This is a genomic window from Pseudomonas sp. XS1P51 (genome assembly GCF_054897845.1).
Genome location: NZ_CM142707.1, coordinates 2,496,925 through 2,522,282, shown reverse-complemented (window position 1 = coordinate 2,522,282; position 25,358 = coordinate 2,496,925). Strand labels below are relative to the sequence as shown.

Annotated in this window: 26 protein-coding genes; 12 read left to right on the top strand and 14 right to left on the bottom strand. The window is 57.6% G+C overall.

Annotation, left to right across the window (positions count from 1 at the left end):
* Positions 1–18: 18 nt before the first annotated feature.
* From dmeF to ACYZUD_RS11620, 4 genes are all read right to left on the bottom strand, one after another.
* Positions 19–936, bottom strand: coding sequence for a CDF family Co(II)/Ni(II) efflux transporter DmeF (gene dmeF / locus ACYZUD_RS11635; RefSeq protein WP_462024134.1), 918 nt, complete (start codon positions 934–936; stop codon positions 19–21).
* 20 nt (positions 937–956) lie between these two features.
* Positions 957–1,232 carry a metal/formaldehyde-sensitive transcriptional repressor gene (locus ACYZUD_RS11630; RefSeq protein ID WP_004575538.1) on the bottom strand — a complete coding sequence of 92 codons (276 nt, stop codon included), beginning with the start codon at positions 1,230–1,232 and terminating at the stop codon, positions 957–959.
* 290 nt (positions 1,233–1,522) lie between these two features.
* Positions 1,523–3,610: a TonB-dependent siderophore receptor gene (locus tag ACYZUD_RS11625; protein ID WP_462024133.1), complete on the bottom strand. Its 2,088-nt coding sequence runs from the start codon at positions 3,608–3,610 to the stop codon at positions 1,523–1,525.
* A gap of 346 nt (positions 3,611–3,956) precedes the next feature.
* Positions 3,957–4,466: a hypothetical protein gene (locus ACYZUD_RS11620; protein WP_462024132.1), complete on the bottom strand. Its 510-nt coding sequence runs from the start codon at positions 4,464–4,466 to the stop codon at positions 3,957–3,959.
* A gap of 518 nt (positions 4,467–4,984) precedes the next feature.
* Here ACYZUD_RS11620 and ACYZUD_RS11615 point away from each other — a divergent pair.
* Entirely contained in the window at positions 4,985–6,181 is a 1,197-nt protein-coding gene (locus ACYZUD_RS11615; RefSeq protein ID WP_462024131.1) for a hypothetical protein, read from the top strand.
* Between the two features lie 59 nt (positions 6,182–6,240).
* On the opposite strand, the gene ACYZUD_RS11610 is transcribed toward ACYZUD_RS11615, so the two are convergent.
* Positions 6,241–6,675 (bottom strand): GFA family protein, encoded by a 435-nt coding sequence (locus tag ACYZUD_RS11610; protein ID WP_462024130.1) that lies wholly within the window; start codon positions 6,673–6,675, stop codon positions 6,241–6,243.
* A 29-nt stretch (positions 6,676–6,704) separates the two neighbouring features.
* A complete protein-coding gene (locus tag ACYZUD_RS11605; protein ID WP_462024129.1) occupies positions 6,705–7,646 on the bottom strand; it encodes a carbon-nitrogen hydrolase family protein in 942 nt (313 codons plus the stop codon).
* Positions 7,647–7,750: 104 nt separating this feature from the next.
* On the opposite strand from ACYZUD_RS11605, the gene ACYZUD_RS11600 reads away from it, so the two are divergent.
* Positions 7,751–8,440, top strand: coding sequence for a winged helix-turn-helix transcriptional regulator (locus tag ACYZUD_RS11600; protein ID WP_462024128.1), 690 nt, complete (start codon positions 7,751–7,753; stop codon positions 8,438–8,440).
* 43 nt (positions 8,441–8,483) lie between these two features.
* Positions 8,484–8,810: a low molecular weight protein tyrosine phosphatase family protein gene (locus ACYZUD_RS11595; protein WP_462024127.1), complete on the top strand. Its 327-nt coding sequence runs from the start codon at positions 8,484–8,486 to the stop codon at positions 8,808–8,810.
* A gap of 95 nt (positions 8,811–8,905) precedes the next feature.
* Here ACYZUD_RS11595 and ACYZUD_RS11590 read toward each other — a convergent pair whose 3' ends face one another.
* The 3 genes from ACYZUD_RS11590 to ACYZUD_RS11580 form a co-directional block, all read right to left on the bottom strand.
* On the bottom strand, positions 8,906–9,883 hold the full coding sequence (locus ACYZUD_RS11590) for a Fic family protein (protein WP_462024126.1): 978 nt from the start codon (positions 9,881–9,883) through the stop codon (positions 8,906–8,908).
* Positions 9,884–9,971: 88 nt separating this feature from the next.
* On the bottom strand, positions 9,972–10,205 hold the full coding sequence (locus ACYZUD_RS11585) for a hypothetical protein (protein WP_462024125.1): 234 nt from the start codon (positions 10,203–10,205) through the stop codon (positions 9,972–9,974).
* A 77-nt stretch (positions 10,206–10,282) separates the two neighbouring features.
* A complete protein-coding gene (locus ACYZUD_RS11580; protein ID WP_462024124.1) occupies positions 10,283–10,555 on the bottom strand; it encodes a hypothetical protein in 273 nt (90 codons plus the stop codon).
* A gap of 441 nt (positions 10,556–10,996) precedes the next feature.
* Here ACYZUD_RS11580 and ACYZUD_RS11575 point away from each other — a divergent pair, with 441 nt between their 5' ends.
* The 3 genes from ACYZUD_RS11575 to ACYZUD_RS11565 all read left to right on the top strand — a co-directional run bounded on the left by ACYZUD_RS11575 (position 10,997) and on the right by ACYZUD_RS11565 (position 14,358).
* Positions 10,997–12,355, top strand: coding sequence for an MATE family efflux transporter (locus ACYZUD_RS11575; protein WP_462024123.1), 1,359 nt, complete (start codon positions 10,997–10,999; stop codon positions 12,353–12,355).
* Between the two features lie 352 nt (positions 12,356–12,707).
* The gene (locus tag ACYZUD_RS11570) at positions 12,708–13,568 is read left to right on the top strand and encodes an RES family NAD+ phosphorylase (protein WP_462024122.1); all 861 of its coding nucleotides are present in this window, start codon (positions 12,708–12,710) and stop codon (positions 13,566–13,568) included.
* A gap of 148 nt (positions 13,569–13,716) precedes the next feature.
* Entirely contained in the window at positions 13,717–14,358 is a 642-nt protein-coding gene (locus ACYZUD_RS11565) for a glutathione S-transferase family protein (protein ID WP_462024121.1), read from the top strand.
* Positions 14,359–14,529: 171 nt separating this feature from the next.
* On the opposite strand, the gene ACYZUD_RS11560 is transcribed toward ACYZUD_RS11565, so the two are convergent.
* Positions 14,530–15,966, bottom strand: coding sequence for an amidase (locus ACYZUD_RS11560; protein ID WP_462024120.1), 1,437 nt, complete (start codon positions 15,964–15,966; stop codon positions 14,530–14,532).
* A 134-nt stretch (positions 15,967–16,100) separates the two neighbouring features.
* Here ACYZUD_RS11560 and ACYZUD_RS11555 point away from each other — a divergent pair, with 134 nt between their 5' ends.
* Positions 16,101–16,991 carry a LysR family transcriptional regulator gene (locus ACYZUD_RS11555; protein WP_462024119.1) on the top strand — a complete coding sequence of 297 codons (891 nt, stop codon included), beginning with the start codon at positions 16,101–16,103 and terminating at the stop codon, positions 16,989–16,991.
* 61 nt (positions 16,992–17,052) lie between these two features.
* On the opposite strand, the gene ACYZUD_RS11550 is transcribed toward ACYZUD_RS11555, so the two are convergent.
* From ACYZUD_RS11550 to ACYZUD_RS11540, 3 genes are all read right to left on the bottom strand, one after another.
* The gene (locus tag ACYZUD_RS11550; protein ID WP_462024118.1) at positions 17,053–18,456 is read right to left on the bottom strand and encodes a toxin-antitoxin system YwqK family antitoxin; all 1,404 of its coding nucleotides are present in this window, start codon (positions 18,454–18,456) and stop codon (positions 17,053–17,055) included.
* Between the two features lie 165 nt (positions 18,457–18,621).
* Positions 18,622–18,915 carry a hypothetical protein gene (locus ACYZUD_RS11545; protein ID WP_462024117.1) on the bottom strand — a complete coding sequence of 98 codons (294 nt, stop codon included), beginning with the start codon at positions 18,913–18,915 and terminating at the stop codon, positions 18,622–18,624.
* 149 nt (positions 18,916–19,064) lie between these two features.
* On the bottom strand, positions 19,065–20,399 hold the full coding sequence (locus ACYZUD_RS11540) for a hypothetical protein (protein WP_462024116.1): 1,335 nt from the start codon (positions 20,397–20,399) through the stop codon (positions 19,065–19,067).
* Positions 20,400–20,481: 82 nt separating this feature from the next.
* Here ACYZUD_RS11540 and ACYZUD_RS11535 point away from each other — a divergent pair, with 82 nt between their 5' ends.
* Positions 20,482–21,552, top strand: a complete 1,071-nt coding sequence (locus ACYZUD_RS11535; RefSeq protein ID WP_462024115.1) for a helix-turn-helix transcriptional regulator — start codon at positions 20,482–20,484, stop codon at positions 21,550–21,552.
* A gap of 72 nt (positions 21,553–21,624) precedes the next feature.
* The gene (locus ACYZUD_RS11530; RefSeq protein WP_462024114.1) at positions 21,625–22,056 is read left to right on the top strand and encodes a tetratricopeptide repeat protein; all 432 of its coding nucleotides are present in this window, start codon (positions 21,625–21,627) and stop codon (positions 22,054–22,056) included.
* Between the two features lie 12 nt (positions 22,057–22,068).
* On the opposite strand, the gene ACYZUD_RS11525 is transcribed toward ACYZUD_RS11530, so the two are convergent.
* The gene (locus ACYZUD_RS11525; RefSeq protein WP_462024113.1) at positions 22,069–22,827 is read right to left on the bottom strand and encodes an SDR family oxidoreductase; all 759 of its coding nucleotides are present in this window, start codon (positions 22,825–22,827) and stop codon (positions 22,069–22,071) included.
* A 193-nt stretch (positions 22,828–23,020) separates the two neighbouring features.
* On the opposite strand from ACYZUD_RS11525, the gene ACYZUD_RS11520 reads away from it, so the two are divergent.
* The 3 genes from ACYZUD_RS11520 (at position 23,021) to ACYZUD_RS11510 (ending at position 25,213) form a co-directional block, all read left to right on the top strand.
* Positions 23,021–23,590, top strand: coding sequence for a YceI family protein (locus ACYZUD_RS11520; RefSeq protein ID WP_462024112.1), 570 nt, complete (start codon positions 23,021–23,023; stop codon positions 23,588–23,590).
* A gap of 121 nt (positions 23,591–23,711) precedes the next feature.
* Positions 23,712–24,257, top strand: coding sequence for a sigma-70 family RNA polymerase sigma factor (locus tag ACYZUD_RS11515; RefSeq protein WP_462024111.1), 546 nt, complete (start codon positions 23,712–23,714; stop codon positions 24,255–24,257).
* Between the two features lie 26 nt (positions 24,258–24,283).
* A complete protein-coding gene (locus ACYZUD_RS11510) occupies positions 24,284–25,213 on the top strand; it encodes a FecR family protein (RefSeq protein ID WP_462025027.1) in 930 nt (309 codons plus the stop codon).
* Positions 25,214–25,358 lie beyond the last annotated feature (145 nt).

Below are 25,358 nucleotides of genomic sequence, written 5' to 3'. Positions count from 1 at the left end.
TGAAGGGGAGGCGGTGAATCAGACAAGCCGAAACTCGACCGTCAGATGGCTGACTTCGTGAACTGGCTTGAGACGTTCACGAATGCTGTCGGCGTTTGCAGTGGCCTCACCCAGGACGCTGACGATGGCCGCATGCGCTTGCGGTCCAACTCGCCAGACGTGCAAGTCCGTGATAGTGGCATCCCCCGGTTTCTCAACCAGTTCGCGGATTTCCTCGGCAACGTGCGCATCTGTCTGATCCAGCAGTACAGCTGCGGTAACCCCCATCAAGGTCCATGCCCAACGCGCGATAACGATGGCGCCGACGATGCCCATGACCGGGTCCAGCCACACCCAGCCGAGATACCGGCCGGCGAGCAGTGCAGCAATGGCCAGAACCGAAGTCAGCGCGTCCGCGATGACGTGGACGTAGGCCGATTTCAGGTTGTTGTCGTTCCCGTGATGGGCATGACCATGATCATCATGATCGTGTCCATGACTGTGCCCGTGGCCCAGCAGCAGGGCACTGACAATGTTGACGATCAAACCGGCAATCGCGATGAGCGTAGCGGTGCCGAACTGAACTTCCGTTGGCTGCAAGAGGCGCATGACAGACTCAACGCCAATTCCCAGGGAGACCATCCCGAGAATCAGCGCCGAGGCGAACCCGCCCAAGTCTCCAACTTTTCCGGTACCAAAACTGTAGCGCTGGCTGGAAGCGTGGCGTTTTGCGTATCCGTAAGCGGCCGCCGCGATGCCCAATGCGCCGGCATGGGTTGCCATGTGAAAGCCATCGGCCAGTAACGCCATCGAGCCGGTGATATAGCCGGCGGTAATCTCGCCAACCATCATCACAACGGTCAGTGCCACAACCCAAAGCGTACGCTTGGCATTTTCGTCGTGCGCTGAGCCAAGGAACACGTGGTCATGTGTGTGGTTGATGTTGGTGCTGCTCATGAGTGTGTACCTGGATGCGTTCACTTGGAGTAACGGCGAATGGCTTCAAGAAGCTCTTCGACGCCCTTGTTACGCTCTTCTTCGCTGAGCGCAGGGTTCGCGACATGCTCCCGCGCGTGGTCCTCAATGATTTCCTCCATCAAGCCATTGATGGCTCCGCGAGTGGCGGCAACAAGGTGCAGTGTTTTGGCGCAATCGAGATCCGATTCCAATGCCCGTTCAACGGCTTGGATTTGTCCGGCGATACGTTTTACGCGTTTGAGAAGATCGTCTTTGTTTGCTGCGATATGACCCATGGGATACCCCCCCCTACCTATGTGCTACGCATGATAGGCATACCCCCTATACCTATATAAGGTCGTCGGACGGAGAAATCATCTACAGCCCCTGGCAGGAAAGAGAGGCTTCAATTGCGACATCACCTCTTTCTTTGGCAGTAAGAGCCGCGACTCTTACCGCACTGAAACCTTCCACCGTGGAAAACGAAATGTCCTTGGCAGTCAGGAGAAAGCACAACACCGGCGTAAGGCCGGTGTTGTGCTTTCTGCGTCGTGAATAATCAGGATAGAAAAGAGCTGCGGGAGCCTTAGAAGCGGTACTTCGCGGAAGCAGTAATGCTACGCGGTGCACCGTACGTCAAGGCACCGTAGGCATCGAAGATGTCGAAGTACTTCTCGTCGGTGATGTTGTCAGCGTTCACCTGAGCCGATAGGTTTTTGGTGATCTCATAACGAGCCATCAGGTTGACCAGGGCATAGGCATCCTGTTGGATCTTCTCGGAATTGCCGGCCGGGTTGAGGGCGTAGGTGTAGATCGAATCCTGCCAGTTAACCCCGCCGCCAATGGTCAGCTTGTTGAAAACACCTGGCAGACGGTAGGTGGTAAAGGTGCGCAGCAACTTGGTCGGGTACAGCGTGTTGACGTCGTCGCCTTTGGCATCTTCGGCCGTGAACTGGGTGTAACCCACCGATGCATTCCAGTCCGTTGCGAGTTCGCCGGAAACTTCCAGCTCGAAACCCTTGCTGGTCGCACCTTCACTTGCCTCGTACGCGAAGCCGCCGACGGGGTTCGAAGGATCGATCAGCTCGCCGGTGTTTTGGCCCAGATTATCCTGCTTGATCTGGAAAATCGCAGCGGAGGTGTTCAAGCGGCCACCGAAGTACTCACCCTTCAGGCCGAGTTCAGTACTCTCGCCAACGATCGGTTCCAATTGCTGGCCACTGCGGTCGCGTACCGATTGCGGCAGGAAAATTTCCGTGTAGCTGGCATAGGCCGAGAGGTTGTCGGTGAGGTCGTAGACGACACCTGCATAGGGCGTCAGCTCATGATCGACATCGGTCTTGCTCACTTCCGAGAAGATGTCATCACTGGTCTTCTCGTACCAACTCTCACGCGCGCCAAGAATCACTTTCAAGTCGTCGGTCACGTTCAGGCGGGTTGCTGCGTACAGCCCTTTTTGGCGGGTCTCGCTGTAGCCGTAGTCTGTTCTCGGGCCCCATACCGGCTCTGCGAAATTGCCGTTGTAGGAATCGAAATTGGCGACGCCGCCAAATCCTGTTTGCGCGTCGAGTGAATCGGCGTCGAACTTCTGCTTGCTATCCACATAACCGAAGGCCAATTCGTGCTCACGACCCAAGAACGAGAACGGGCCATTGAAGCGGATGCCGTAGTCGTCCTGGGTGGTCTCGGTCTTGTAGGTCGCCGGGAACGAAAACATGCCGGAGCTACCGTTCCTGCCTGGATTGCCGGACAGGTACAGCAGGGAAGAGTCGCCGGTTCGCTCGCCACGGTTGTAGCTCAGATTGACCTGCCAGTCGTTGGCAAAGGTGTGATCAAGATTGACGAAGTAGGTCTCGTAGGTGGTGTCCCACTTGCTCCATTTGGCGGAGGTTGACTTCGAGCGGCTCCAGTTGGTGCGGCTGCCGTCTGCGTACCAGACTGGCAGGCCACCCCACATCGGAGACTCGGCGTTGCTTTCTTGCCGGCTCAAACCGAACCAGAGCGTGGTGTCGGGAGTCAGGTCGATATCCATTGTGCCGTACAGGGTTTGGCGCTTGTTCGAGTTCATATCGATCCAGGTGTCGCCTTCGTTAGTCTCCCCGACCAGCCGCGCGCGAATAGTGCCTTCCTCGTTCAGCGCCGTGGATACATCGGCCTCCACGCCATAGGTGTCCCAGGTGCCGGCACTTAGTTCTACTGAACCTTTCAGTTCAGTACTGTTGGCGCGCTTGCGCACCATATTGATCGACGCGGATGGATCACCAGCACCGGTCATCAAGCCGTTGGCGCCGCGTACTATTTCAACGCGGTCATACATGGCCAGGCTACTGAAAATTTCCCCCGAGCTCCATGGTTGCTCATAGATGGTGGGCACACCATCGATCATCAGCGAGTTGAGTTCAAAGCCACGGGCGTTGAACTGCGCCCGGCTTGTCTCGTAGCGGTTGACCGACACACCGGTGGCGTTGTTGACCACGTCGAGGATCGTATGCAGCTTCTGGTCTTGTATGCGCTGCTGGGTGATGACGCTGACCGACTGCGGCGTCTCCCGCAGAGACATGCTCAACGGCGTGGCCGTGCGTGCTGCTTCAGTCGTGTATGAGTGAGTGTCTTCGGTCACGGCACTGCGTTCACGAGTGGCGGTCTCCGTGATCGCAATCGGAGCCAACGTCACAGAACTCCCAGTCTCGGTTTGCTCAGTCTGTTCCGCCGCCTGCACGGAAGGCGCAGCGAAGGCGATACCGGCTGCAAGCATGTGCACTGTGAGAGCCAGGGGGCGCAGGGCCAAAGGCGCGCGCGGCGTAACGGTGTTTTGTGAACACAGGGAGATTGGGGAGGACATACGGACTCACATTTGGTTTTGGCGTTATTGAGAATATGTATCATACGCAAATGTGATTGATTACTAAATATTACTTCAAAAGGAGTTTTCTGGAACCTGACAAGCCCCTGGTCTATCTCTATCGTACGGCCACCAATCTGTTGTCGGACAAACAGCGACAGGACACGACCCAAGGTCGTTACCTCGGTGAAAGCGAGCTGGCTTCGCTGGATTGTTCGGTGTCAGATCCATCAGTCACGACACCCGCCAGGATTTCAGCCAGGTTGTGAAAGTGTCCAGTCTTTTTCTCGGCGGGATCCACACTTGCGCTTTGATTCAGTGCCGCTTCCAGAGCCAGGTGCTGAGACAGCCACTCAGGGGTGGCTTTTTCTTCAGGGCTCATGTTGTCCAGGAAATCCAGAGCCGCGCTGGCTCGACCGAAAGGGTCATTGGTAAACGGGTCTTTCCAGTTTTTTTCCTGGTCCGCCGGACCACTGTAATAACCGGTGGCGAGCCGGGCTTGCTGACGCATCAAGGCTTGTGCCGAGGCTTGTTCTTGCGCGGTGAATTTTCCGCCTTCATTGGTGGCGGCGGGCGTTTGTGCGTAGGCCGCACCGAGGACGCCGAACAGGGTAAACGCGAGGATCGACGAGCTGACCAGACGGCGGCGAGTAGTGCCGGTTTTATTGTTCTGCAGTGCCATCTTCATGGTGATGTCTCCGTTGCAAGCCGTTGGCCAAGGGGTCTGGCTGATCCCTTCAAACCTTAGTTGCATTTGAAAACGGTGACGTATCTGGCCTGTGTCGAATCGGAGGCCGGGTGAAAACTCATGTATCAAGCTACTACCTAGATACACTGTGATACACAGCGGGCCAGCAGAATTGCGGTGAGATGTCCGATGCCCGAACACACAGACAGAACCCTGTTTTTTACTCAAGTCAAACTTGACAGACTATTAAACTCAGCTATCACATAAGCATCGTCATTAAAATAGATGATCGAAAATGTCAAATGTATCGCTCAGCTTTAACAGCGGCACGATATTGGATGTTGATATGACAGTGTCCAGCGCTAAAGACATTCTGAATGACTTCAAGGACTATCTTACAGGCGCCTCGCCGGCCTGTCGGGAGTACCAGACGAGCTCCCCAAATGGTGTGATTCTCGTCAACTTCAATCGCATAGAAGCAATCAAGGCCACTCCCTGAATAGCCAAAGGAATCACAAGTGAAAAAAACTGCGATTTCTGCCTGCGCTGCGTTTGTGTTGACGGCCTGTTCGTTACCGAGTGGGGACCTTGATCAAAAATGGGTCAGCGCCATCAACGAATACCGTATAAATCCCATGTACCCACCCAAGGAAGATTACTACATAGGTAACGTTTACCTACACGTATACAACGCGAAATGCGAAGAAAAGAATAAGTATGAAACTGCAGGGTGTGATTTCGTTTCTATAAAAATCGGCCAGCTCCCCGCAGAGGAAGTATATTCATTGCTAAAAAATAATTACGGTGAAACCTGGTCTTTTCGAGCGGCTACAGACGAATGTAAGATATCGCTTGCCCCCTCTACCGCCGGTTCAAAGCCCGACCCTTCGGACACTGCCAAACTGGAAGCTCCGCCAAGTTATATCGCCCGGCCAAGTAGAGAATGTTTTGCCTCCGATGTCATCGCAAAGCCTGCGGAGCATATGAATTTGCGCCGAGTGGGATTTCCTGATTTTTTCAAGTCAAAGAGTACGGGTGGAAGTCTTGCCGCCTCGCTACCCATGGACTCGCTGCCAAATTTTGGGATTGGCGTAAATAATATTGAATCTTACTCTGTGTCCATTCCTGCCGCACAGTACTACGCCGTCAATGCGATAGAGTTGATTGCCTATCTGAAAAATAACAGAAACTCTATTGCAATAAACAAAGTGCAGAAGCTCAAAGGGTTGAATAGCGTCTATACCAGTGACGCCGTTTCTACCCTTTGTGAAGACTGTAAGGCAAATATAGTAATACCTTATGAGATTTATTATTCTTCCATATTTGATGTTGAATACACGGGGAGTTTCAATGCCTCCGTGGGTTTTAGTAGGGCCAGGAATACAGACAGCTCCGGTAATGCTTATAAAACCAATCTAGAGAATGGGGCGATAAAAATCGATGATCTGTTAACAAGCCCCACTCAAGGAAATTTCGGAGTGGCCGCAAAAATAACACATGCCTCCGATAACAGAATTGGCCTCAGGAGAACTTACGACGTTCCCCTTGCGGTCGGTTATCGAGGTATAAGCCTGGAAGTTAGTCAGTTAGACAAGTGGTTGGGCGGCGACGTAACTATAAAACCCGGCCCATATGGAGTTCTTAATGCGCCAACGGTGCAAACTGTCAAGGAGTTACCGAAATGGATGGGCGAGCCGGAGCCATCCAGCCCTTGACCATCACAGGTGGGCTCCGCGAAGCCAGATTTGATCGCCAGACGCTTACCTTGCCAGCGCTATTCGTCGACGCTGAGGCCCGATCCTCCCAGTTCCTCGGGGACATCCTTCAGCTTGGGCAATCCATCCTTGATGCGCAGCACGGTCTCCTGATAGTGGACGTGAACGCCTGGCGAATACGCGAGCTCCGGGATGATCGCGGCATACACATCGATGAGCCCCATCCCCGGGTGCTCGGTGAAGAGGTGCCCGCCGCACGTTTTGCACCACTTGCGGTCACTTTTCGGTGTCTTGTTGTAGGTGCCGATGTTGTCGGCACCCCGAGTCACTTGCACCGCTTCGGGCTTCCACAGCGTGAAGGCATTGACCGGTCCTGCTGACCAATGCCGGCATGACTCGCAATGGCAATAGCCCATCGCGGCCGGCTCGCCACTGACGGTGAACTCGACGGCGCCGCAAAAACAACTGCCCTTGTAAGACCGTTCAATGCTCATGGCATGACTCCTTGATCAATGGTTTACCTTCACTCATCGATGTAACGCACCGCTGTCGTCGGTGTGCGCCGCACCTGCAATTGGAAAATGTCAGGGCGCGCGTAGTGGCCGGTGACGTCGAGGGCCCGCCGCGCTGGCGCCACCAGTTCGACGTCGATGTCCGCATACAAAATGCCGGCCTCTCGGTGTAACGGACCGGCCACGATCCGGCCTTGAGGACTGACCACCACCGAGTCGCCGTCGTTGATCCATTCGTCCGGATCGGGAAACAGTTGCTTACGCGCCGGGAAGTCCTCGGGAATGTCGCTGCCGCGCAGCGAGGTGCCGCTGCCGAGCACCCAACAGCGGCCTTCGAGGGCAATGTGACGCATCGTGCTGATCCAGCCATCGCCGGTGTCGTACGTGGGGGCGACGTAGATTTCCACCCCTTGGGCATACAGTGAATAGCGAGCCAGCGGCATGTAGTTTTCCCAGCAGATCAGCGCACCCACGCGACCGACCGGCGTCTCGACCGTGCGCAACCCGGAGGCATCACCGAAGCCATGCACCATGCGCTCTGGATTCGTTGGCATGAGCTTGCGGTGTCGGTTGAGCACTTCGCCGTCCGGGCCGATCACGACTACGCTGTTGTAGAGCGTGCCGCCACCCTTTTGCCGGTCGCATTCATTGAGGCCGCACACGATCGTCACGGCGTGAACCCTGGCGGCCTCGCACAATTCGCTCAAGTCACCGTTCGCGATATCGACGGCGTTGGCCAGCAGCCGCGTGTGCAACTGGCCCATGACAGCCCCGTCCTTTCCCGCCGCCAGCCGCCAGATCCACGACGGGTAACCGGGAATGTACGATTCGGGCAAAACGATCAGCGCGGCTCCCGCCGCCGCTGCCTCGGCGACCGATTGCCCGGCCCGGGCGATCGTCGCGCTGCGATCCAGCAGCACGGGCGGACGCTGAATAATGGCTACCTTGGTCATGGCGTTCTCCTTCGGCGATTGGCTTTCGAAGGCCTCAGCGTGCGCGTGACGAAGTAGCGGGGCTAGTTCAGAATCTGAAGCGTTGTACTTGCGGAGCCCAGGCAATGGACGAAAGCTACGGTCAGTTCTGCACGGTCGCACGCGGTGCCGAAGCACTGTGCGAACGCTGGACACCTTTGGTCGTGCGCGAGCTGTTGTGCGGCAGCAAACGCTTCAACGAACTGCACCGCGGCGTACCACGGATGTCCACCGGCCTGCTGGCCCAGCGGCTGCGCCATCTGGAAGAAATCGGCGTCGTGCATCGCACCGCCGCCGGCAAAGTCTGGGAGTACAGCCTGACCGAGGCGGGCGAGGAACTGCGCCCCATCATCATGGCGCTAGGACATTGGGGCGCACGCTGGATCGGCAGCCGCCTTCGCGATGACGAACTCGACGCCGGCCTGCTCATGTGGGACGTGCGCCGGTTCGTACGCCTCGAAACGTTCCCGCCCCGACCGGTGGTCATCCACTTCAAATTCCGCGACGCCCGGCCCGGCGAGCAAGCGTGGTGGCTGGTGGTCGAACAGGGTGTGGCAGATTTGTGCCGCGACGACCCCGGACGCGAACTGACACTCGTCGTGGACTCCAGCGTGCGCGCGTTGACCGAAGTGTGGGCGGGCGACCGCACACCACGGGAGGTGCTTCAGTCGCGAGAGCTGCGGGTGGATGGCGCGGTGAAGGATGCGGAAAGTTTGTGGCGCTGGCTGGGTACGAGTGCGTTTGCCGGTACCCGGAGCGCGACAGTAAATCGGTAATCTCTTCTGAGCCCGAGTCACGTTCACTGTTTGGAGTTACCCGATGTTGAATGTGCTTTTCATCTGCAGCCAAAACCGACTGCGCAGCCCCACGGGCGAACAACACTTTGCTGATTGGCCGGGCGTGGAAACCGCGTCAGCGGGTATCAGCAACGATGCGGATGTTCCCGTCAGCCCGGAACTGCTGCAGTGGGCTGATCTGATATTTGTCATGGAGCCGATTCATCGCAACAAATTGTCGGCTCGATTTCGCTCGGAACTGGCGAACAAACGCATCGTTTGTTTGGACATACCTGATGAGTTTCAGTACATGGAGCCTGCGCTGATCAAGCTGTTGGATGCGAGAGTTAGGCGGTATTTGCCTTCCTGAAGGAAGATCAGCCGTCAGATGGATGCGTGTGAACCACTTTGATCATGGACACAAAAAACGGGCGCCGTCATGGCGCCCGTTTTCGTTCATCCCAATTACTGAAACCGTCGATGCAAATCCGGGAAAATATCTTGGGCAAACCAAGCGGGAAGGCCGGGTGTGACGATCCGGGATTTAGGCGTTTGGCTTTCCACCAAGCCAGCCTTGATCAGACGCGAAAGCTCATCGATTGCCGGGCGTGGAGTAAGGCCGGTGAAGGTCTTTATTTCATTGCGTGGCAGGCTACCTTGAGTGATGAGCGCAATGATCGCTGGCGCACTTTCCGGGCGAATACCTTGTTGTTGAAGTTTCTCGTTGTAGTGAAACGCGCGTATCACGCGCTCCCGAAGTTGGGACGGGTCCACCGCTGCGGTCATGTAATCGACCTGCTCGTGACAAACCTGCAGCATGAACTCGATGAATTCGAAATAGCGTCGCTGAGACAGCTGGCCGCGTCCGTCCAGATCACCTTCTCTTGGGCGGTCGGCCATGGTCAGGGCGGCGTAGTAATTCTGGTGTTGCCTTGCAAGACCGCGAGACAGTGACCATAACGTTGGCTTCAGCCCCAAACTCACCAACTGAAGATGAGTGACCAACCGGGCAACCCGACCATTCCCGTCCGCGAAGGGGTGAACCCAAGCGAGGCGATAATGGTAGGCAAGCGCAGAAATAAGCTGACGGCGGGAGTCTGTTTGTCGTCCGAAGCCTGCCTGAAGGTGTCGCAGCATCCCGTCTACAGCGGACGCGTCCGGCGCATCATGATTGCCAACGACAACGTTCTGACCTGTGACCGACCGCAGGATACCGGGCTGCATGATCGAACCATCTGACAGCGTTCGTTCCGCGTCACTGGCACCGCGAAAAAGCCGTTTGTGTGCGGTGCTCACAAGCTCAGGCGCGAACATGTCACCCCAGGCAAACAGCGCACGCTGGCGCAACGCCCGTTCGAGTAACGCTTGCACCGCCATCTGTTCAACCGCCAGGTTTTTAAGCTGTTTGCGATCTTTGACCGGTGCCGCTTGCGCTTTTTGCATTTCGGCAGGTTCGGTGTATTGCCCTTCGATCAGGTTCGAATAGTACGTATTGGTGATTTGCAGGAGACGACCGAGGCGTGCAGCGGTTTCAGGCGGCAGGCGGCAGGCGGCAGGCGGCAGGCGGCAGGCGTCCGGCTAGAAATTGTGTCTTTCTGGGCAGCGCGTCCGCGAGAGCGATGATTGACGGAGGCAATGCGTCAGGGAGAATCGGGTCGAGCCAGGCTTTTGATGTGATCAGGGACATAGCGGTTTGTACCGTATGAAAGTCTTCACATTTTATTTCACATATTTTTTGTGAAATGACTTCGGTCAATGGGCTCACGAAAGGCTCCGTCACCCGCGTTTATGCACATACCGCAATTGCAGAAAACGGGCGCCCATTGAGACGCCCGTTTTTACTTACTCCTTCGCCTGCGCCCGCAATTGCCGACCGATCACGTCCATCAAGTCACAACCATCCCGCAATGGAATAGCCAGCAGCTGAGAAAAGTCCTTTAGCACAACCGTGTCGCAACCAAGCTCGGCACGAAAGGCGATGTTTTCCAGCACCTGAGTAACCGTCCGAATTCGGTAATCAGCCGCAGCTTGCAGAACGTCGAGTGGTGCTTGTGTATCGATGAGCAGGGAGGCCGGGATCAGGTCGATTCCGGTGAGGGGCATGTATCTTTCCATAGGTTAGATCTCGTTCAGTTAGATGAGACCGCCAACAGATCGTCGCCAAACGAATAGGGTGGCAGTTGCGCGCAGGTTGGCGAACCGGGAACGAAAACCGGCAGACCCGAAGGTCTCCCGCGCGCAACCGCCATAGTACAGCGGTTTTGCAGTTGCGACGACGCCTGCAAATGAGCAGGCGGCCCTCGCATTCGTATCTCGGGTCGCCAAACCCGTATCGCCATTTTTGGGCGACGGGACCGACTATAAGCTTCATCAGAACGGCGGGGAAGGTGAGGGATTCCGAGGTTTGTGTAGGAAATTTTATGCCGTCCTAGGACCAATAATCAGCATTGTTGAATGGATCGAAAACAGCGCCAAAACATTCATTCAACTTTGTTCATCCCAGCTAACGCTATCCTCTAGAATCCCAACCCCGCACCCGAGCTGGACTTCCACCCAATGCAAACCCCGACCACCCAACACCCCCTCTGGAAAACCTACCTCCTTTTCCTCGCCCCCATGGTCCTCTCCAACTTCCTCCAATCCATGTCGGGTACCATCAACAGCATCTACATCGGCCAAATGCTCGGCACCCAAGCCCTGGCTGCCGTCTCCGGCATGTTCCCCATCGTCTTCTTCTTCATCGCCCTGGTCATCGGCCTCGGCGCGGGGGCGGGTGTGCTCATCGGCCAAGCCTGGGGCGCGCGTGAACCGCATCTGGTAAAAACCATCGCCGGCACAACGCTGCTGTTGGGCGCAGTGATCGGCTTAACGGCAGCCATCCTCGGCAGCGTCTTCGCAAGACCAGCCTTGCAGGGTTTGGGCACGCCCGCCGACGTGTTGGACGACGCCGTGTCCTACGCCCACGTCATGATGTGGATCATGCCGTCGCTCCTGGTCTACGTACTCTTCACCCAACTCCTGCGCGGGGTGAGCGATACGGTGTCGCCGCTGATCGCGTTGGTGGTGTCGACCTGCATCGGGTTGGCGCTGACGCCGGCGTTGATTCGCGGTTGGTTCGGGTTGCCGATGTTGGGGATTCAGAGTGCGGCGTATGCGGGGTTGGCGGGGAATTTGTCGGCGATGGGGTGGCTGGCGTGGCGGTTGATCAGTAAGGGGCATCCGTTGGCGCCGGATCGGGAGATGTTCGCGGCGATGCGCCTGGACCTGGTGATTCTCGGCAAGGTGTTGCGCATCGGCTTGCCGACCGGGTTGCAGATGGTGGTGTTGTCGGTGTCGGAATTGGTGATTCTGGCGCTGGTGAATCAGCACGGTTCGCAGGCGACGGCGGCGTACGGGGCGGTGACGCAGATCGTCAATTATGTGCAGTTTCCGGCGTTGTCGATTGCGATCACGGCGTCGATCCTTGGCGCGCAGGCGATTGGCGCCGCGCGCATCGAGCGCATCGGGCCGATTCTGCGCACGGGGTTGTTGATCAATGTGTGCCTGACCGGTGGTTTGGTGGTGTTGGGTTATTTGCTGTCGCACTGGTTGCTGGGGTTGTTCCTTACGGATGATTCCACTCGGGCGATGGCAGAGCACTTGCTGCACATCATGCTCTGGAGTCTGTTGGTGTTCGGCTTCCAGGCGATCATCGGCGGCATCATGCGCGCCAGCGGCACGGTGTTGGTGCCGATGGCGATTTCGATTGTTTGCGTGGTCGGGGTGCAGTTGCCGGTGGCGTATGTGCTGGATGCGCAGTTCGGGTTGCAGGGCGTGTGGATGGCGTTTCCGGTGGCGTATCTGGGGATGCTGGTGTTGCAGACGGCGTATTACAAAATGGTCTGGCAGCATCAGAAGATTGAGCGGTTGGTGTGAGTGCATAGCGAGCGCTTTAATTTTATCTGTCAATCGATTAAACGAATGCTTTGTTTGAGGGGGAAAGGTGACAAGGATTTGTATCAGTTGCGCGAAGGAACCACATCTAAAAGAACTGCTGGTTCAAAAGGGGAAGAGTAATACGTGTCATGTTTGCGGTCAGATAGGGTTAACCCTAAGTTCGAAGAGGAGGGATTTTTTTCAGCTTATAAAAGCACTGATTCGATATCACTATTCTGAGTGGGAATACAATGGCCACTTGGGTGGGGACAGTCTCGAGTCGCTATTTTATCGTCCTGATAATATCTTTTTTGACGAGGGTAGAGTCGTCCATAAGGACAGGTATGATGATTTGGTTCTGGAACTCTGTGAGGGGCCAGTTTACGAAGATTACAATAAAGGTATTACCCTCTTCGCAGGTTATGATTCTGAAGGAATGCAAAATGGTATTCTTCGGTCAATTAAAACTGATCTTGATGGAAAAATTTTACATGTTGCTGAGCGTTTGGCACGGGAGAATCATTTTGTTCTAGAGCAAGAAATTATAGAGATTTTGCGGCCGTATCAGAAAGTCGCCGCGTCCTTCCTGGATGGTAGCGACACGCTGTACCGAGCGCGTGTTGGGATCAAAGAGGAGAAGGAGTATTACCCTGGCGGCTTTGAAATGGGAGTCCATTTCAAACCCTATACACAAGAGGAAATTGGGGCTCCACCTCCTTATTTGGCCAGTAGCGGCCGAGTGAATCGGGCCGGAGTGTCGTTCCTGTATTGCGCGACTGAAAAAGATACCGCTCTGGCGGAGGTTCGTCCTCATCCGGGTGATCGAGTCTCTATTGCAGTGATGCGAGTAAATAGTCCCAAACGATTGTTTGATCTGTCGCAAAGCAAGTTAATTCATTATTTCAAAACTGATGAACAACTTGATGGGTATCGAGCATTGAATACGCTAGGTGTTTTTCTTAGTAGAACTATCCCTCCGTCGGAAAGGGATCAATATTCGATAACCCAACTCATTGCTGATTGCGTTAGGCAGCTTGGATTCGACGGAATAATGTTCAGTAGTACTGTGGGCAGCGGTAAAAATGTTGTTTTATTTGATGGCCGTTGCACTACGCAAGTAGAGGCAGGCGCAGAGGTAGCCTTAATTAAGTCTGTAAAATATGAATATGCTCAGGAGGATTTGGTCGTTGAGGGCGGTGATTACTATTATTAAATGCACCATTAAAGATTTGATTGTCGCTTGATGGTCTACAGTGCGTCGCTATTTGCCGGGTTTATCGGTATTCGGGAGAGGAACAGACTGTGTTCAACGGCCCTGACAACGGGGCCGAATGACCACTGATCCTCCAGGAATCGCCACCATGAACAAGCTCTACATCGCCGCCCAGACCTGCTCCCTCGCCGCCCAACTGGTGGCCAACGAACTGGGTCTGACCCCGGAACTGATTCACTACAACGTCTTCGACAAAACCACTTCCAACGACGACAATTTTGCCGAGGTCAATCCGCTGGGTTATGTGCCGGTGCTGGTGCTCGACAATGCCGAACAGGACCGGATCAGCGAAACCATCGTGCTGACCTCGTACCTGGCGGACCAGCATCCCGAGGCGAAGCTGATTCCCGCTCACGGTACGCTGGAACGCGTTCGCTTCGATCCACTGCTGACGTTCCTGGCGACTGAAATCGCCCAGAAGCACATTCCGTTGATGCGAAAATTGCTGACCGAAGAAGGCGCCGCGTGGACCCAAGCGAAACTGGTGAGTGCTTACACCGTGCTGGATCAGCGTCTGGCGGATGGTCGCGCTTACCTCACCGGCGATCAGTTCACCGTGGCCGACGCCTATGTGTGGAGCACCATGTGGCATCCGCGCTCCGGTGCGCAGATTGAGCATCTGGAACATTTGATGGCGTATGTGGCGCGGGTTGAGGCGCGTCCTTCGGCGCAGAAAGCGTTGAAGGATGAGGCGGAGCTGGTGGCGGTTCATAACGCAAAAGCGGCATGAGTTGAAGTCCGCTTGTGATTGAGGGGCCGCCGTTCACAGGGCGGCCTTTTTGTTCGTTTGAAAGTTACGGTGGGATTGCGGGCGCCAGGATCGCCGCCTTCGGCAGCTCCTACAGGGTCGGGTTTACACGCGATCAATGTAGGAGCTGCCGCAGGCGGCGATCTTTTGATCTTAGGCGTCGCCAGCCCAGACCTTCGGCCTCCGTTGATGCCACGGCAACGCCTGCTCCAACTGCCCGGCCAATCGCAACAACACATCCTCCGCGCCGAATCGCACGACAAACTGCAACCCGATCGGTAACCCGTGCTTGCCAGACATGCCCAACGGCAACGAAATCGCCGGAGTGCCCGCGACGTTGAACACCGGCGTAAACGGTGAGTGCTCGAACACCCGCGAGGTCCATTGCAAACCATCCATGTTCTCGGCGCCTCGGCTGTAGGTGTCGAGCCGCTGGGGCAGGCGCGGCAGGGTCGGTGTCAGCAGCACGTCGAAATCATCGAACCAACCCGCCACGCTGCGGGAAATGAGGTTGCGCACTTCCAGCGCGGCGGCGAATTCCACCGCGCGCGATTGTTGGCCATAGACGTAGCAGGCGAGGGTGGCGGGTTCCAGGGTGGTCAGGTCGATGGGCCGTGAAGTGGCGGCGGCGAGCCCGTCGATCCAGCGGACGAGGGTGGCACACCAGATGTGCGCGTTGGCTTCGACAAAGGCGTCCCACGAAGTGCCGAGCGGGGCGCTGACGCGCTCGACGTGATGACCGAGTGCTTGCAGTTCCAGAGCCACGGCGTGTGTGGCATCGGCAATCTCCGGGTCGAGGGCCGTGCCATTCCACGGAGTGTCGAGCAGCCCGATGCGCAAGCGGCCCGGATCGCGCCCCACCTGAGCCAGAAAACCCTCGGCCGGCGCGGCGGTGTAGTAGGGATCGCCCGGCGCATAACCCTGAACGATGTCCATCAACGCCGCAGTGTCACGCACGGTTCTCGACAGGCCGAGCTGCACGCCGAAACCGGCGAACACTTCATCGAGCGCCGGGCCGTTCGAGGCGCGACCACGGGTTGGCTTGAGCCCGACCAGGCCATTGAACGCCGCCGGCACCCGAATCGAACCCGCCGCGTCGGTGGCGTGGGCAATCGGCACGAGGCCGGCCGCCACCGCTGCCCCGGAACCACCGCTCGATCCGCCGGCCGACAGGCGCGTGTCCCACGGGTTGCGGGTGGCGCCTTGAAGGGTGGATTCGGTCTCGGTGCTGAAGGCCATTTCCGGTGTGGTGGTGCGTCCGAGGGTGGCGAGGCCGGCTGCGTTGAAGCGTTGCATCAGGTAGGAGTCCGACTCGGCCACCAGACCTTGGGCCAGGCGACTGCCCAGTTCGACACGCCGCCCGGCCGAGGTGATCGCCAGGTCCTTGATCAGGAACGGCACACCGGCCAGCGGCCCCGTGCCCTCGGTGACTGTCGGCGACCAGGTTTCGATGACGGCGTTGATCTGCGGGTTGAGCCGTTGCACGGCGTCGATGGCCAGCTCGGCCAGTTCCGTGGAGGTGACTTCGCCTGCGGCCACCAGCCGGGCCAGGCCGATGCCGTCACAGGCTGCGTATTCGTTGAGATTCATGGGGGGGACTCCAGTTGGGAGACCCGATGATAGGTTGCACGCAGTGTGCTGATTAGCCCATAAAAGCGGTTTGGAATGTGCCGTCAGTGGCACAATAAAGCCCTCTCAAACATTGCCTCTCAGGTTGCTCGAACATGATCAGGGACTTGAACGACACGCTGGTGTTTGTGCGCGTAGTGCGCCTGGGCAGCTTTACTGCAGCGGCCCATGCCTTGCAGATTCCCAAGACCACCGTCAGCCGCCGCGTGCGCGAGTTGGAGCAGGCCATCGGTGTTCAACTGCTGCGCCGCACCACCCGCCAGTTGAGCCTCACCGAGGCAGGGGCGGTTTACTTTGAGCAGTGCAAGGACATCGCCACCACGCTGGAACACGCCGAATCGGCGGTGCATCAACTGCGCGACGGCCCCCGGGGCTGGTTGCGGGTGACGGTGCCGTACTCATTCGGGGTCAGTTGGTTTTCACCGTTGGTGGCCGGGTTTCGGCAGGCGTATCCGGAAATCAAACTGGAGATCCTGGCGTCCCATGTGCCGCTGGATCTGGTCACGGAGGAGATCGACGTGGCCCTGCGCCTCGGCACCTTGCCGGATTCCAGTCTGGTGGCCCGACGCCTGGCCAGTTACGCCACGGGCATCTATGCCGCGCCGCACTACATCGAGCGCCATGGCCAACCGGCGACGCCCGACGAGCTGATCGAGCACCGCGCGTTGGTGCTGCATCAGGCCCGGCGCGATGTCGGGTATGTCTGGCCGATGCGCAAGGCGGGCGCAAAGCTGCGTAATTATCGGGTTGAACCGTCGGTGATCGCCAACGATCCTGCGCTGCTGAAAGAGGCGCTGTGCGCGGGTGAAGGGCTGACCCTGGGGATGGATCAGAGTATGCAGGCCGAGGTGGACGCGGGGCGGTTGTGCCGGGTGTTGCCCGAGTGGATCGGGCCGCCCCAGGACCTGAACGCCGTGACGGCCCGGGAGCATTTGCCGTCGCCGAAGGTCACGGCGTTTATCGGGTTTTTGAAGGCGCGGATGTAGAAAGACCGGGCGTGCCCGGTCTTTCATGCACTGAGGTCTATCGGATTCTCAAGTGTCTGACTCAGCTGCAGCCTTGCTCAAACTCTTCGAGCATGTCGGCGCGGATCAGCGCTTCTTCATCTTCGGCGTGGACAGCGTCTACTTGTTTTTGCACGCAGGCGTCGATATCCGCTTGCGATTTTTTCCCGGTCGCCATGGACGTTACGGTCGGCATCGCCGCTTGATTGGCCGAAGGCGGATCGATGAATGCCTGGAACTGGAAGTTGGAGTATTCATCGTAAAGGCTGTCTTTATAGAAGTCCGGGTCACCCTCCAGCGGGCTGCTGTAATAGCTGTTCATCCGCAGATCCATGACACCCATCTTGCCCGGGTGGTCGGGGCGCTGGGTTTTGGGTAGCTGCACAATGGCACCGATGAGTTTTCCATCGGCCCATTGAAGATGAGCCATCAGCTCGCCCTGTTGGTCAAAAACGCGCTCGATGCCGGTTTTCTCGACGCTCTGATTGGTCCGGTAGCCATCCTTGCCGATCCCTTGGTATTGGCTTTCAACTTTTCCGTTAAGCCAGACGGTGCGGGTGGCGCTGACCAGTTTGCCGCGGTTCCATTCGAGTACGCGGACCAGATCGCCGGTCTTGGCATCCCAGTACTGTTCTGTCCCCTGATTGGCCAAGGTATCCAAATCGTAGATATTGGTGTTGTTTTTGGTTTCGATCTGGCTGACATGATGAACCAGGCGACCGTCCTCGTACTTGTTCTGCGTATGGGACTGACGCACACCGTTGCTGAACACGCTTTCCTCCAGCACATTGCCCTGGAAGTCGAATTCTTTCTGGGCACCGTCAAGCGTGCCGTTCACGTAGTTATTTTCGCTGCTCAGGTAATACTTGTTGCTGTGCACGCTAAATGACTGTTGTAGCCCGTGCTCCTTGCCGTTGAGCCTGTTGCTCCGGTGTTCGCCTCGATTGTCGAAGCCGCTTTGCAGGCCGTTTTGCCAGTCCAGTGAGGTGATCAGGGTTTTGCCTGACGCGTCCCAGAGTTTTTCCGTACCGACTTTCTTCCCGGCGATGTAGTGCGTCTCGCCGATCAGATCACCGGTCTCGGCATTGAACAGTTCCTGGACACCGTCCAGTTGGCCTTTCGACCAGTGACCCCGGCTGGTCATCTTGGTGGTTTTGGGATCGTATTTCTCTTCACGCCCCTCACGTTTTCCGCCCTCGAATTGGGCGAGCGCAACCAGCGTGCCGGCGTTGTCGGAGCAGCGCATGTCACCATCAGGCAACCCTTTTTTGATCTCGACGCTGCAGGTCCCGACACTGAACAGACCCATCACGGACATCGGGTAGTTCAATATGCGGCCAGTAAAGGGTTCTTTTTCATGAATCTTGTAGAGCAAGCCCTGGATTTCATGAGTCTGGCGAGTGTCGACTTCTTCGGTGAAGCAACCGGACAGCGACAGGCTGGACAACAGGACAAAACCTAAAGATAAAACGCGGGGAGGGCTTCGAAACACCTGAATCTCCTTATTCATTGGCCGATCAGCAACTGCCGGGCCGAGAGGGTCGCCATTGTAGGGTATGGCCTATTGCCAGACCATCACATTTATAGAGGGCTGCCTCCGACATCTGGTTGTTCACATCGGTTGCCAGGCGAGGCAGCGGCGGGAGTCACGCAGTATCAGTTCGAAGTCCTGGTATCGGACCCAGTTGCGCAGTGCCGTACGATTGCTCAACCGAAGTTTGCGGTCGTCAACCGCGCGGAAGCATTTCGGCGGGCGCTTGCGATAGCTTGCAAAATGATCACTGTGAAAATGTGCCAGACGCTGGCGGACCTTCAGGGATCCAGACTCTATCTCAGCGGGTTCGAATTCCCAGAGGACAAACAGGTAATCGTAGCGGCAGCCAAGTCGTCGGTAAGTGCGAGCCATGTCTATTTCTCAAGAGGGTTACCTGGCTGGCATGACGATCTCCTGTGGCGACGTTTGACTGGGCGAATGGTTCATCGAATTCAGTTCCGTAATAGGGGCTAACGGGGAGGGGCCGTCAATTCAAGGCCCATCCCCTGTGTTGACTGGGCTCAGCTGACAGATTCTTCATCCATTGCCCGCTGAACCACGGGCCCTATGTCTATTTTTCCATCCGGACCTGAAGGCAGAAGGTCACTGTTCAGCATCCAGCGCTTGCTTCCCTGCGTGAGCGAGAAAATACCCAGGTCCTCCAATATCGCGGACAGTTTGCTGGTGTCAGGTGCATTGCCGCGTTTGGCGGTAGCGCGGAAGTAGGCGGTGCCTATGCCCTCGGCACTGACTTCGTTGCGCACGTCATCAGCTTTATTGGCTAACGGGAAAGGGGACGATCCGAACACTTGCTTGAGGTTTTCCAGCATCTCGTTAACCACCGCTATCGGAAAACGCGGCCCGTTCTCGACAACGAATTCCTTTACCGTCAGTTGGTATCGAAAGGGGATGCGTCGTGCCGCGGTGAAGCAATCGATCCAGTCAGGATCGGTTTCGCGTGGTGTGGGCATGTATTGCTCTTCGTTGGCCGTTGAGCCGAGGTCATAGCCGATCATGAAGAGTGCCGCCTCCAACTGGCGCAGGCTATCTATCATGCAGCCATCGCCCGATTTGAAACCGCTGTTGATGGCGTTTGGATGATCAAGTGCCGCGCGCAGAACCCAGCTCGCTTTCATATTCCACTTGGCATGGTGTGGCCCTGCTTTAAGCCGCGGAAAAACCAGTGTCCCCTCGCTCGGATTACGACGCTTTGCGGTCACCGCGCCTGCTTCCTTTGCCGGAGCCCATGGAAACGCCAGTTCAGGCGGTACAGTGGCGAGGCCGTTCTCCTTGCAATACATCACGACCGCCCAGCCGAGCGCCGCGGCGACACGGCTGTCGTAGATGACAAAGTGGCGGCAGATGAGCGAATAGACCTTGGTCATCCCGGCGTTAAACCGCAGGTCCGGGGCCGATAGCTGCGCGACATTCGGGCAGCCCCCGTCGATGGCGTCACGCGACGCTGCAAGCACAGCCGCCAGCCCCTGACGGTTTGTATTGAGCCAACTGACATTGTGAGCTTGAACGCCGCCCCAGAGCATCACGTCGATTGTCGCCTGACATACTGCCTGATCCTGGGACGGTGTCTTCAGCGCTCGCTCCAGGTCTGCCTTCAGCGCCTGAAGTGCCGCATCGTTACTTGCGGCGGTCGATCCTGACGGTACCTTCAGACGACTGATCGCCGGATGAGCCCAATGGTAGTTGCGGTAGGCATCGAAAAGGCTGTCGCAACTCCATTGGGTGCGACGCAAGCGGTTGAGGTAGTCATGCTTGAACGTGGCGTTATCCAGGTGGGCGCTTAGCCATTCGATGAAGTGCTGAACGGATGTTTGGGCAAGGTAATCGCGGCGATTCATTGGGTTTCCTTGGAGGCTCATTGTTGAATGAGCCCATCATCGCTAATCTCGCGACACTTCTTGTCGCAAGGCTCTTTTTTATATGAAACGGCTTACAACCCGGTTGCTGCAGATACTCGATTGTCTGCCCGGAAAACACGATCCGGTCGGTGCCGAGGAGTTTCACCTGCAGGTGGTTGAAAGGCTCGGGCGCCAGCGATCGCTGCGCACCACCCAACGGGATCTGAACAGTTTGCGCGATGCAAACGTCGCCGGGTTTGTAAAACGTGGCAATGGTAATCACTGGTTCAAAAAAGGAATGATCGAAGAGGTTTACCTGAAAGCCAATCAGGCGATGGACATGGTACTTGTGTTGGAGCATGGCGCGCGTTTTGGCATGAGCGCGCAGGTGGAGGGACTGTCCGAGATAAAGGACTACGCAGAACGAGTACTGCGCGAAGCAAGCCCGAAAAAGAACTGGTCTTCCAAAAGGCTGACGAGTGCTACCCGCTTCATTACGCTGAGCCCTGCGCCGATCGGTCAGCACTTGCTGGAAAATATCCAGGACGCCTTGCTCCGCGGATATGCAATCAAAGTGTGGTACCGCATCCCGGAGCGCGACAATCTTGTCGTCTGCTACCTGCTGCACCCGCAGGGGCTTTCGTTTCAGGACTCCAACATTTACCTATCGTGTTATGTGCAGGAAGAGTGGTGGCAGGACGGGAAGGCACCTGCACCTGGCCAACCGCGCTACAAGTATGAAAGCGCTGGGCCGAAAACGATGTCCGTGTTGCAGATGCATCGTGTCACGCGGGTGGAGGAGGGTGTGGCAGGGCATGTCGAGCTTCCCGTCGACTATGACATCAACTCAATCGCTGTCATGAAAGATCTGGTTTCGCTCTACACCCTTGAGCCGATCGAGCTTGAGCTTCGACTCAAATTCAATCTTCAAAAACGCCTGACCGAAAACCCTCTCGCGGCCGACCAGGTTATTGCGACCGACGGCGCTGACCGCTATTTGTTGAAGTGCCGCATCCATGATGGTCAGGGCCTGCGTCTGTGGCTGCTGAGCAATGCGGACGAGGTTGAAGTGGTGGCGCCTGCCGACCTGCGCCAGTACATGCGCGCAACATTATTCGAAGCCCTTTCTGTCTACGCGGCTGATCCCGCCTGAGCCGTTGCGACAGGAAATGTCGCGAGCCCGTTTTACGCTTCGCCTGTCGAATGAAAACAGGGAGCGGTGGTTATGTGCGGGTCAAGATTCGAGTTATGGGCAGGGCAGTTGCCACGACCGGAAAAGTTGTTCAGCGCAGGTGCGTATTATCCTTCGCGGACAGTGTTCGTTCTTGCCGCCCGCTACGGCTCAGTGCTGGCGCTGTTGAACCTTGGCTACATGCACCACCACGGTCTGGGAACCCGAATCAACGAAAAGGCTGCGCTGCGCTACTACCGCAAGGCAGCCTTGCACGGTCAGGCCGAGGGTTACTACCAGATGGGCGTGATGTTCTCTGAACGGCCGCCAGCAAGGCTGCCGACGGAAGTTGTCGTCGAACAGGACCTGCTGGCGGCCTGGGGGGCCTTCTTGCAGGGCGCGCGGTTACACCACAAACCCTCGGTCGAGGCGCTGCGGGAAATGACGGATCGACTGTGCCTTGAGGCATCATCGAGCCCGGACTAATCCCGCTTCGACTCAGGAGGGCACCTTGCTGGTCTTGAGCCAGTCATCAAACCTTGTCGCTCCCACGATCGGGTTCGCCCCTGGCGTCAGCGACCGGTCATTGATCGGCGCACCGAAGTACGGAACCGTGTCGTCCGAAACGGCCTGGCGCGGATCCTTTTCGTGTTGCAGGTACTGGGCGACGAACTCGACGAGTGGCTTGCGCTCCGGTCCGGCCACTTCCACGGTCTGGTTGTCCGCCGCTTTCAATGCAATGTCTGTCAGCGCCGCCGCCACATCGAGCGAGGCAATCGGTTGCAGCGCGGCGGAGGTCAGGTGGACGGTGTTGCCGTCCTCGCGACCCGAGAAAGCAATGGCGCTGATGAACTCGAAGAACTGCGTGGCGCGCAGGATGGTGTAGGGAACGCCCGAGGCCTTGATGAGTTTTTCCTGGGCCATTTTGGCCCGGAAGTAACCGCTGTCGAGCATCCGTTCGGTGCCGACGACGGACAGGGCGACATGGTGTTTGACGCCAGCGATTTTCTCCGCAGCGAACAGGTTTTTCCCGGCGGTTTCGAAAAAGTGCAGCGCGGCGGCGTCTTCGAATGAGGGTGAGTTCGCCACATCCACAACGACGTTCGCGCCTTTCAAGGCGTCCGCCAACCCGTCGCCCGTGATGACGTTGATGCCTGTACTGGGGGCCGCCGCCAGGGTCTCGTGCCCCAGCGCTTGCAGGTTTTTGCAGACTTGGCTGCCGATCAGCCCCGTTCCTCCTATAACGACGATTTTCATGACCAGTCTCCTGATGCGGTGAATGGAACACCCATTAAACACCCGCGTTGCAGGTGCATCAGGCGCGCAACGGCGCTGACCGACAGGTGGTCGGAAGTCAGCAGGCCCAGTGGAATAAACGGCGGTTCTTTGCTTTAGTCCTCCTGTGGCTGGCCTGTGTGCGCGGCGCTGAAACTCATGACGGGAGCATCCCATGAAGCCTCGATTGCCGCGTTCCGCTGCATGGGTTGTCGCGCTCACAGTCGGCGCCTTGTCCGGCGCCGAGGCGGTCGAATACACCCAGGTGAATGCGACGGCCAGCACCATCTCCTTCACGTATAAGCAGTTCAGCTCGCGGGTCTACGGTACGTTCGGCAAGTTCGAGGCCACGCTTGATTTCGACACGGCGAACCCTTCAGCGGGCCACGCCGCGCTCACCATCGACCTCGACAGCATCGATGCCGGCAGCTCTGACGCCAACGAAGAGCTGAAAAAGCCTGCCTGGTTCGACACGGCCACCTGGCCCATGGGGACGTTTGAATCGACCGGCGTGAAAGCCTTGGGTAACAACCGCTACTTGATCACCGGCAAACTCACCCTCAGAAGTATCACTCGCGTGGTGGATGTGCCGGTCCTGCTGAAGTCCGAGAACGCCATCGGGATCTTCGATGGCCGGTTAACGCTCAAGCGCAGCGACTTCAAAATCGGTGCGGGCGAGTGGGCGGACACGGTGGTTTCCGACGATATCAACATCAGGTTCCGCATGGTTGCGCCGGAGCAGTAGGCGTTGAGCGGCGTCCCATACGTTTCTGATCCGTCGCGGCTTTTCGTCGCTTGCTCTGCCATGGTTTTGCTGTCATCGTTCGCGCTAATGTTAATCTTTCTTATTTGAGAAATTTTTTCGTATGCGCGAATTTTCCGTCGCCGATGACGATCTGGCCCGTCGTCAGCAGACTTTCACCGAGCTCTACGGCGAGCACCATTCCTGGTTGCACGGCTGGCTACGGAAAAAACTCGGCTGTTCGCAACGGGCGGCCGATCTGGCCCATGACGCGTTCATTCGTGTGCTCACCCTCACCGAGCCGCACACCATCAAGGAGCCCAGGGCCTTTCTGGCGACGATGGCAGGGCGCTTGTTGATCGATAGCGCGCGGCATCGGCGCATCGAGCACGCGTACCTCGAAGCCCTGGCCATACAGGCCAGTGATGCCGGGATGCCGAATCCCGAAGCGATTCATGTGGCGCTCGAAGCGCTGGAAAAAATTGCCGTGATGCTCGCCGGGTTGCCGGCCAAATCCCGCGAGGCCTTCCTGCTCAGCCGGCTCGATGGCCTCACTTACAGCGAAATCGCGATCGAGCTGAAGGTGTCTGCCAGCACGGTCAAGAACTACGTCGCGAGTGCGCTCGTGCACTGCTACAAAACCTTGTATGGCGCGGATGAACTGTCGTGACGATTACCGATCAACCTTCCGAGCGGATGATCACCGAGGCGGCGTATTGGCTGACGCTGTTGCACGACGATCTGTCCACTGAAGTCGACCACGCGGCATTCGATGCCTGGTGCGAAGCCGATCCGCGACACGCTGTCGCGGTGGAGCGCATGCGTTCACTGTGGACCAGCCTCGATGAGTTGCCCGCCGCCCCCGCGCGCGTTGCCCTCAAGCAGGCATTTACCCGACCGCGCCCGTCAGTCTCGGGTCGTGGCGCCCAGGCCATTGCGCTGCTGGGTGTGTTGTTCTGTGGCTGGATCGGTCTGGACAACCTGCCGGTGTGGCTCGCCGATCAGCGCACCGGCGTGGGCGAGCGGCGCGAGGTGGCACTCTCGGACGGCAGCCGTATTCAACTCAACAGCCACTCGGCCGTGGACGTGAAGTTCGATGGGCAGCAACGCGTCATCGAGTTGCTGGCCGGGGAGTTGTGGGTGGACGTGGCCAAGGATACCAAGCGTCCGTTCGTGGTGCGCACCGATCAAGGCACCGCGACGGCGCTGGGCACGCGGTATCTGGTGAAGCGCGCCGACGATGGTTCGACGGTGGTCAGCGTGCTTGAGTCCGTCGTTGCGGCCAAACCCAACGGCGGCGAGGTGGTGAGGGTCGCGGCCGGTGAGAAAACCACGCTCAGGGATGGGCGGGTGCAAGCACCGCAGTCCATCGGCAACACCGCCCCGGATGCCTGGACCCGTGGCCTGCTCAAGGTCGATGACCGGCCACTGAGCGAAGTGCTTCAGGCCCTCGCCAGCTACCGCCACGGCCTGGTGCGTTTCGACGAACAGGCGCTGCAAGGGCTGCGCGTCTCCGGCGTCTTCCGCCTGGACGACACCGACGCCGCGCTCGCGACATTGGCGGACAACCTGCCGATCAACGTCGAGCACTTCACTGATCTGTTGGTGGTGATCAAACCCCTCTGACCCCTGTAGCCGCTGCCGAGCATCGCCAGGCGGTAGACCGAGGTGTTGCAATCGCGAGCAGGCTCGCTCCCACAAGAGGCGCATTCCATTGTGGGAGCGAGCCTGCTCGCGATGAACGATGACGCGATCCTTTACCTCAAAAAAA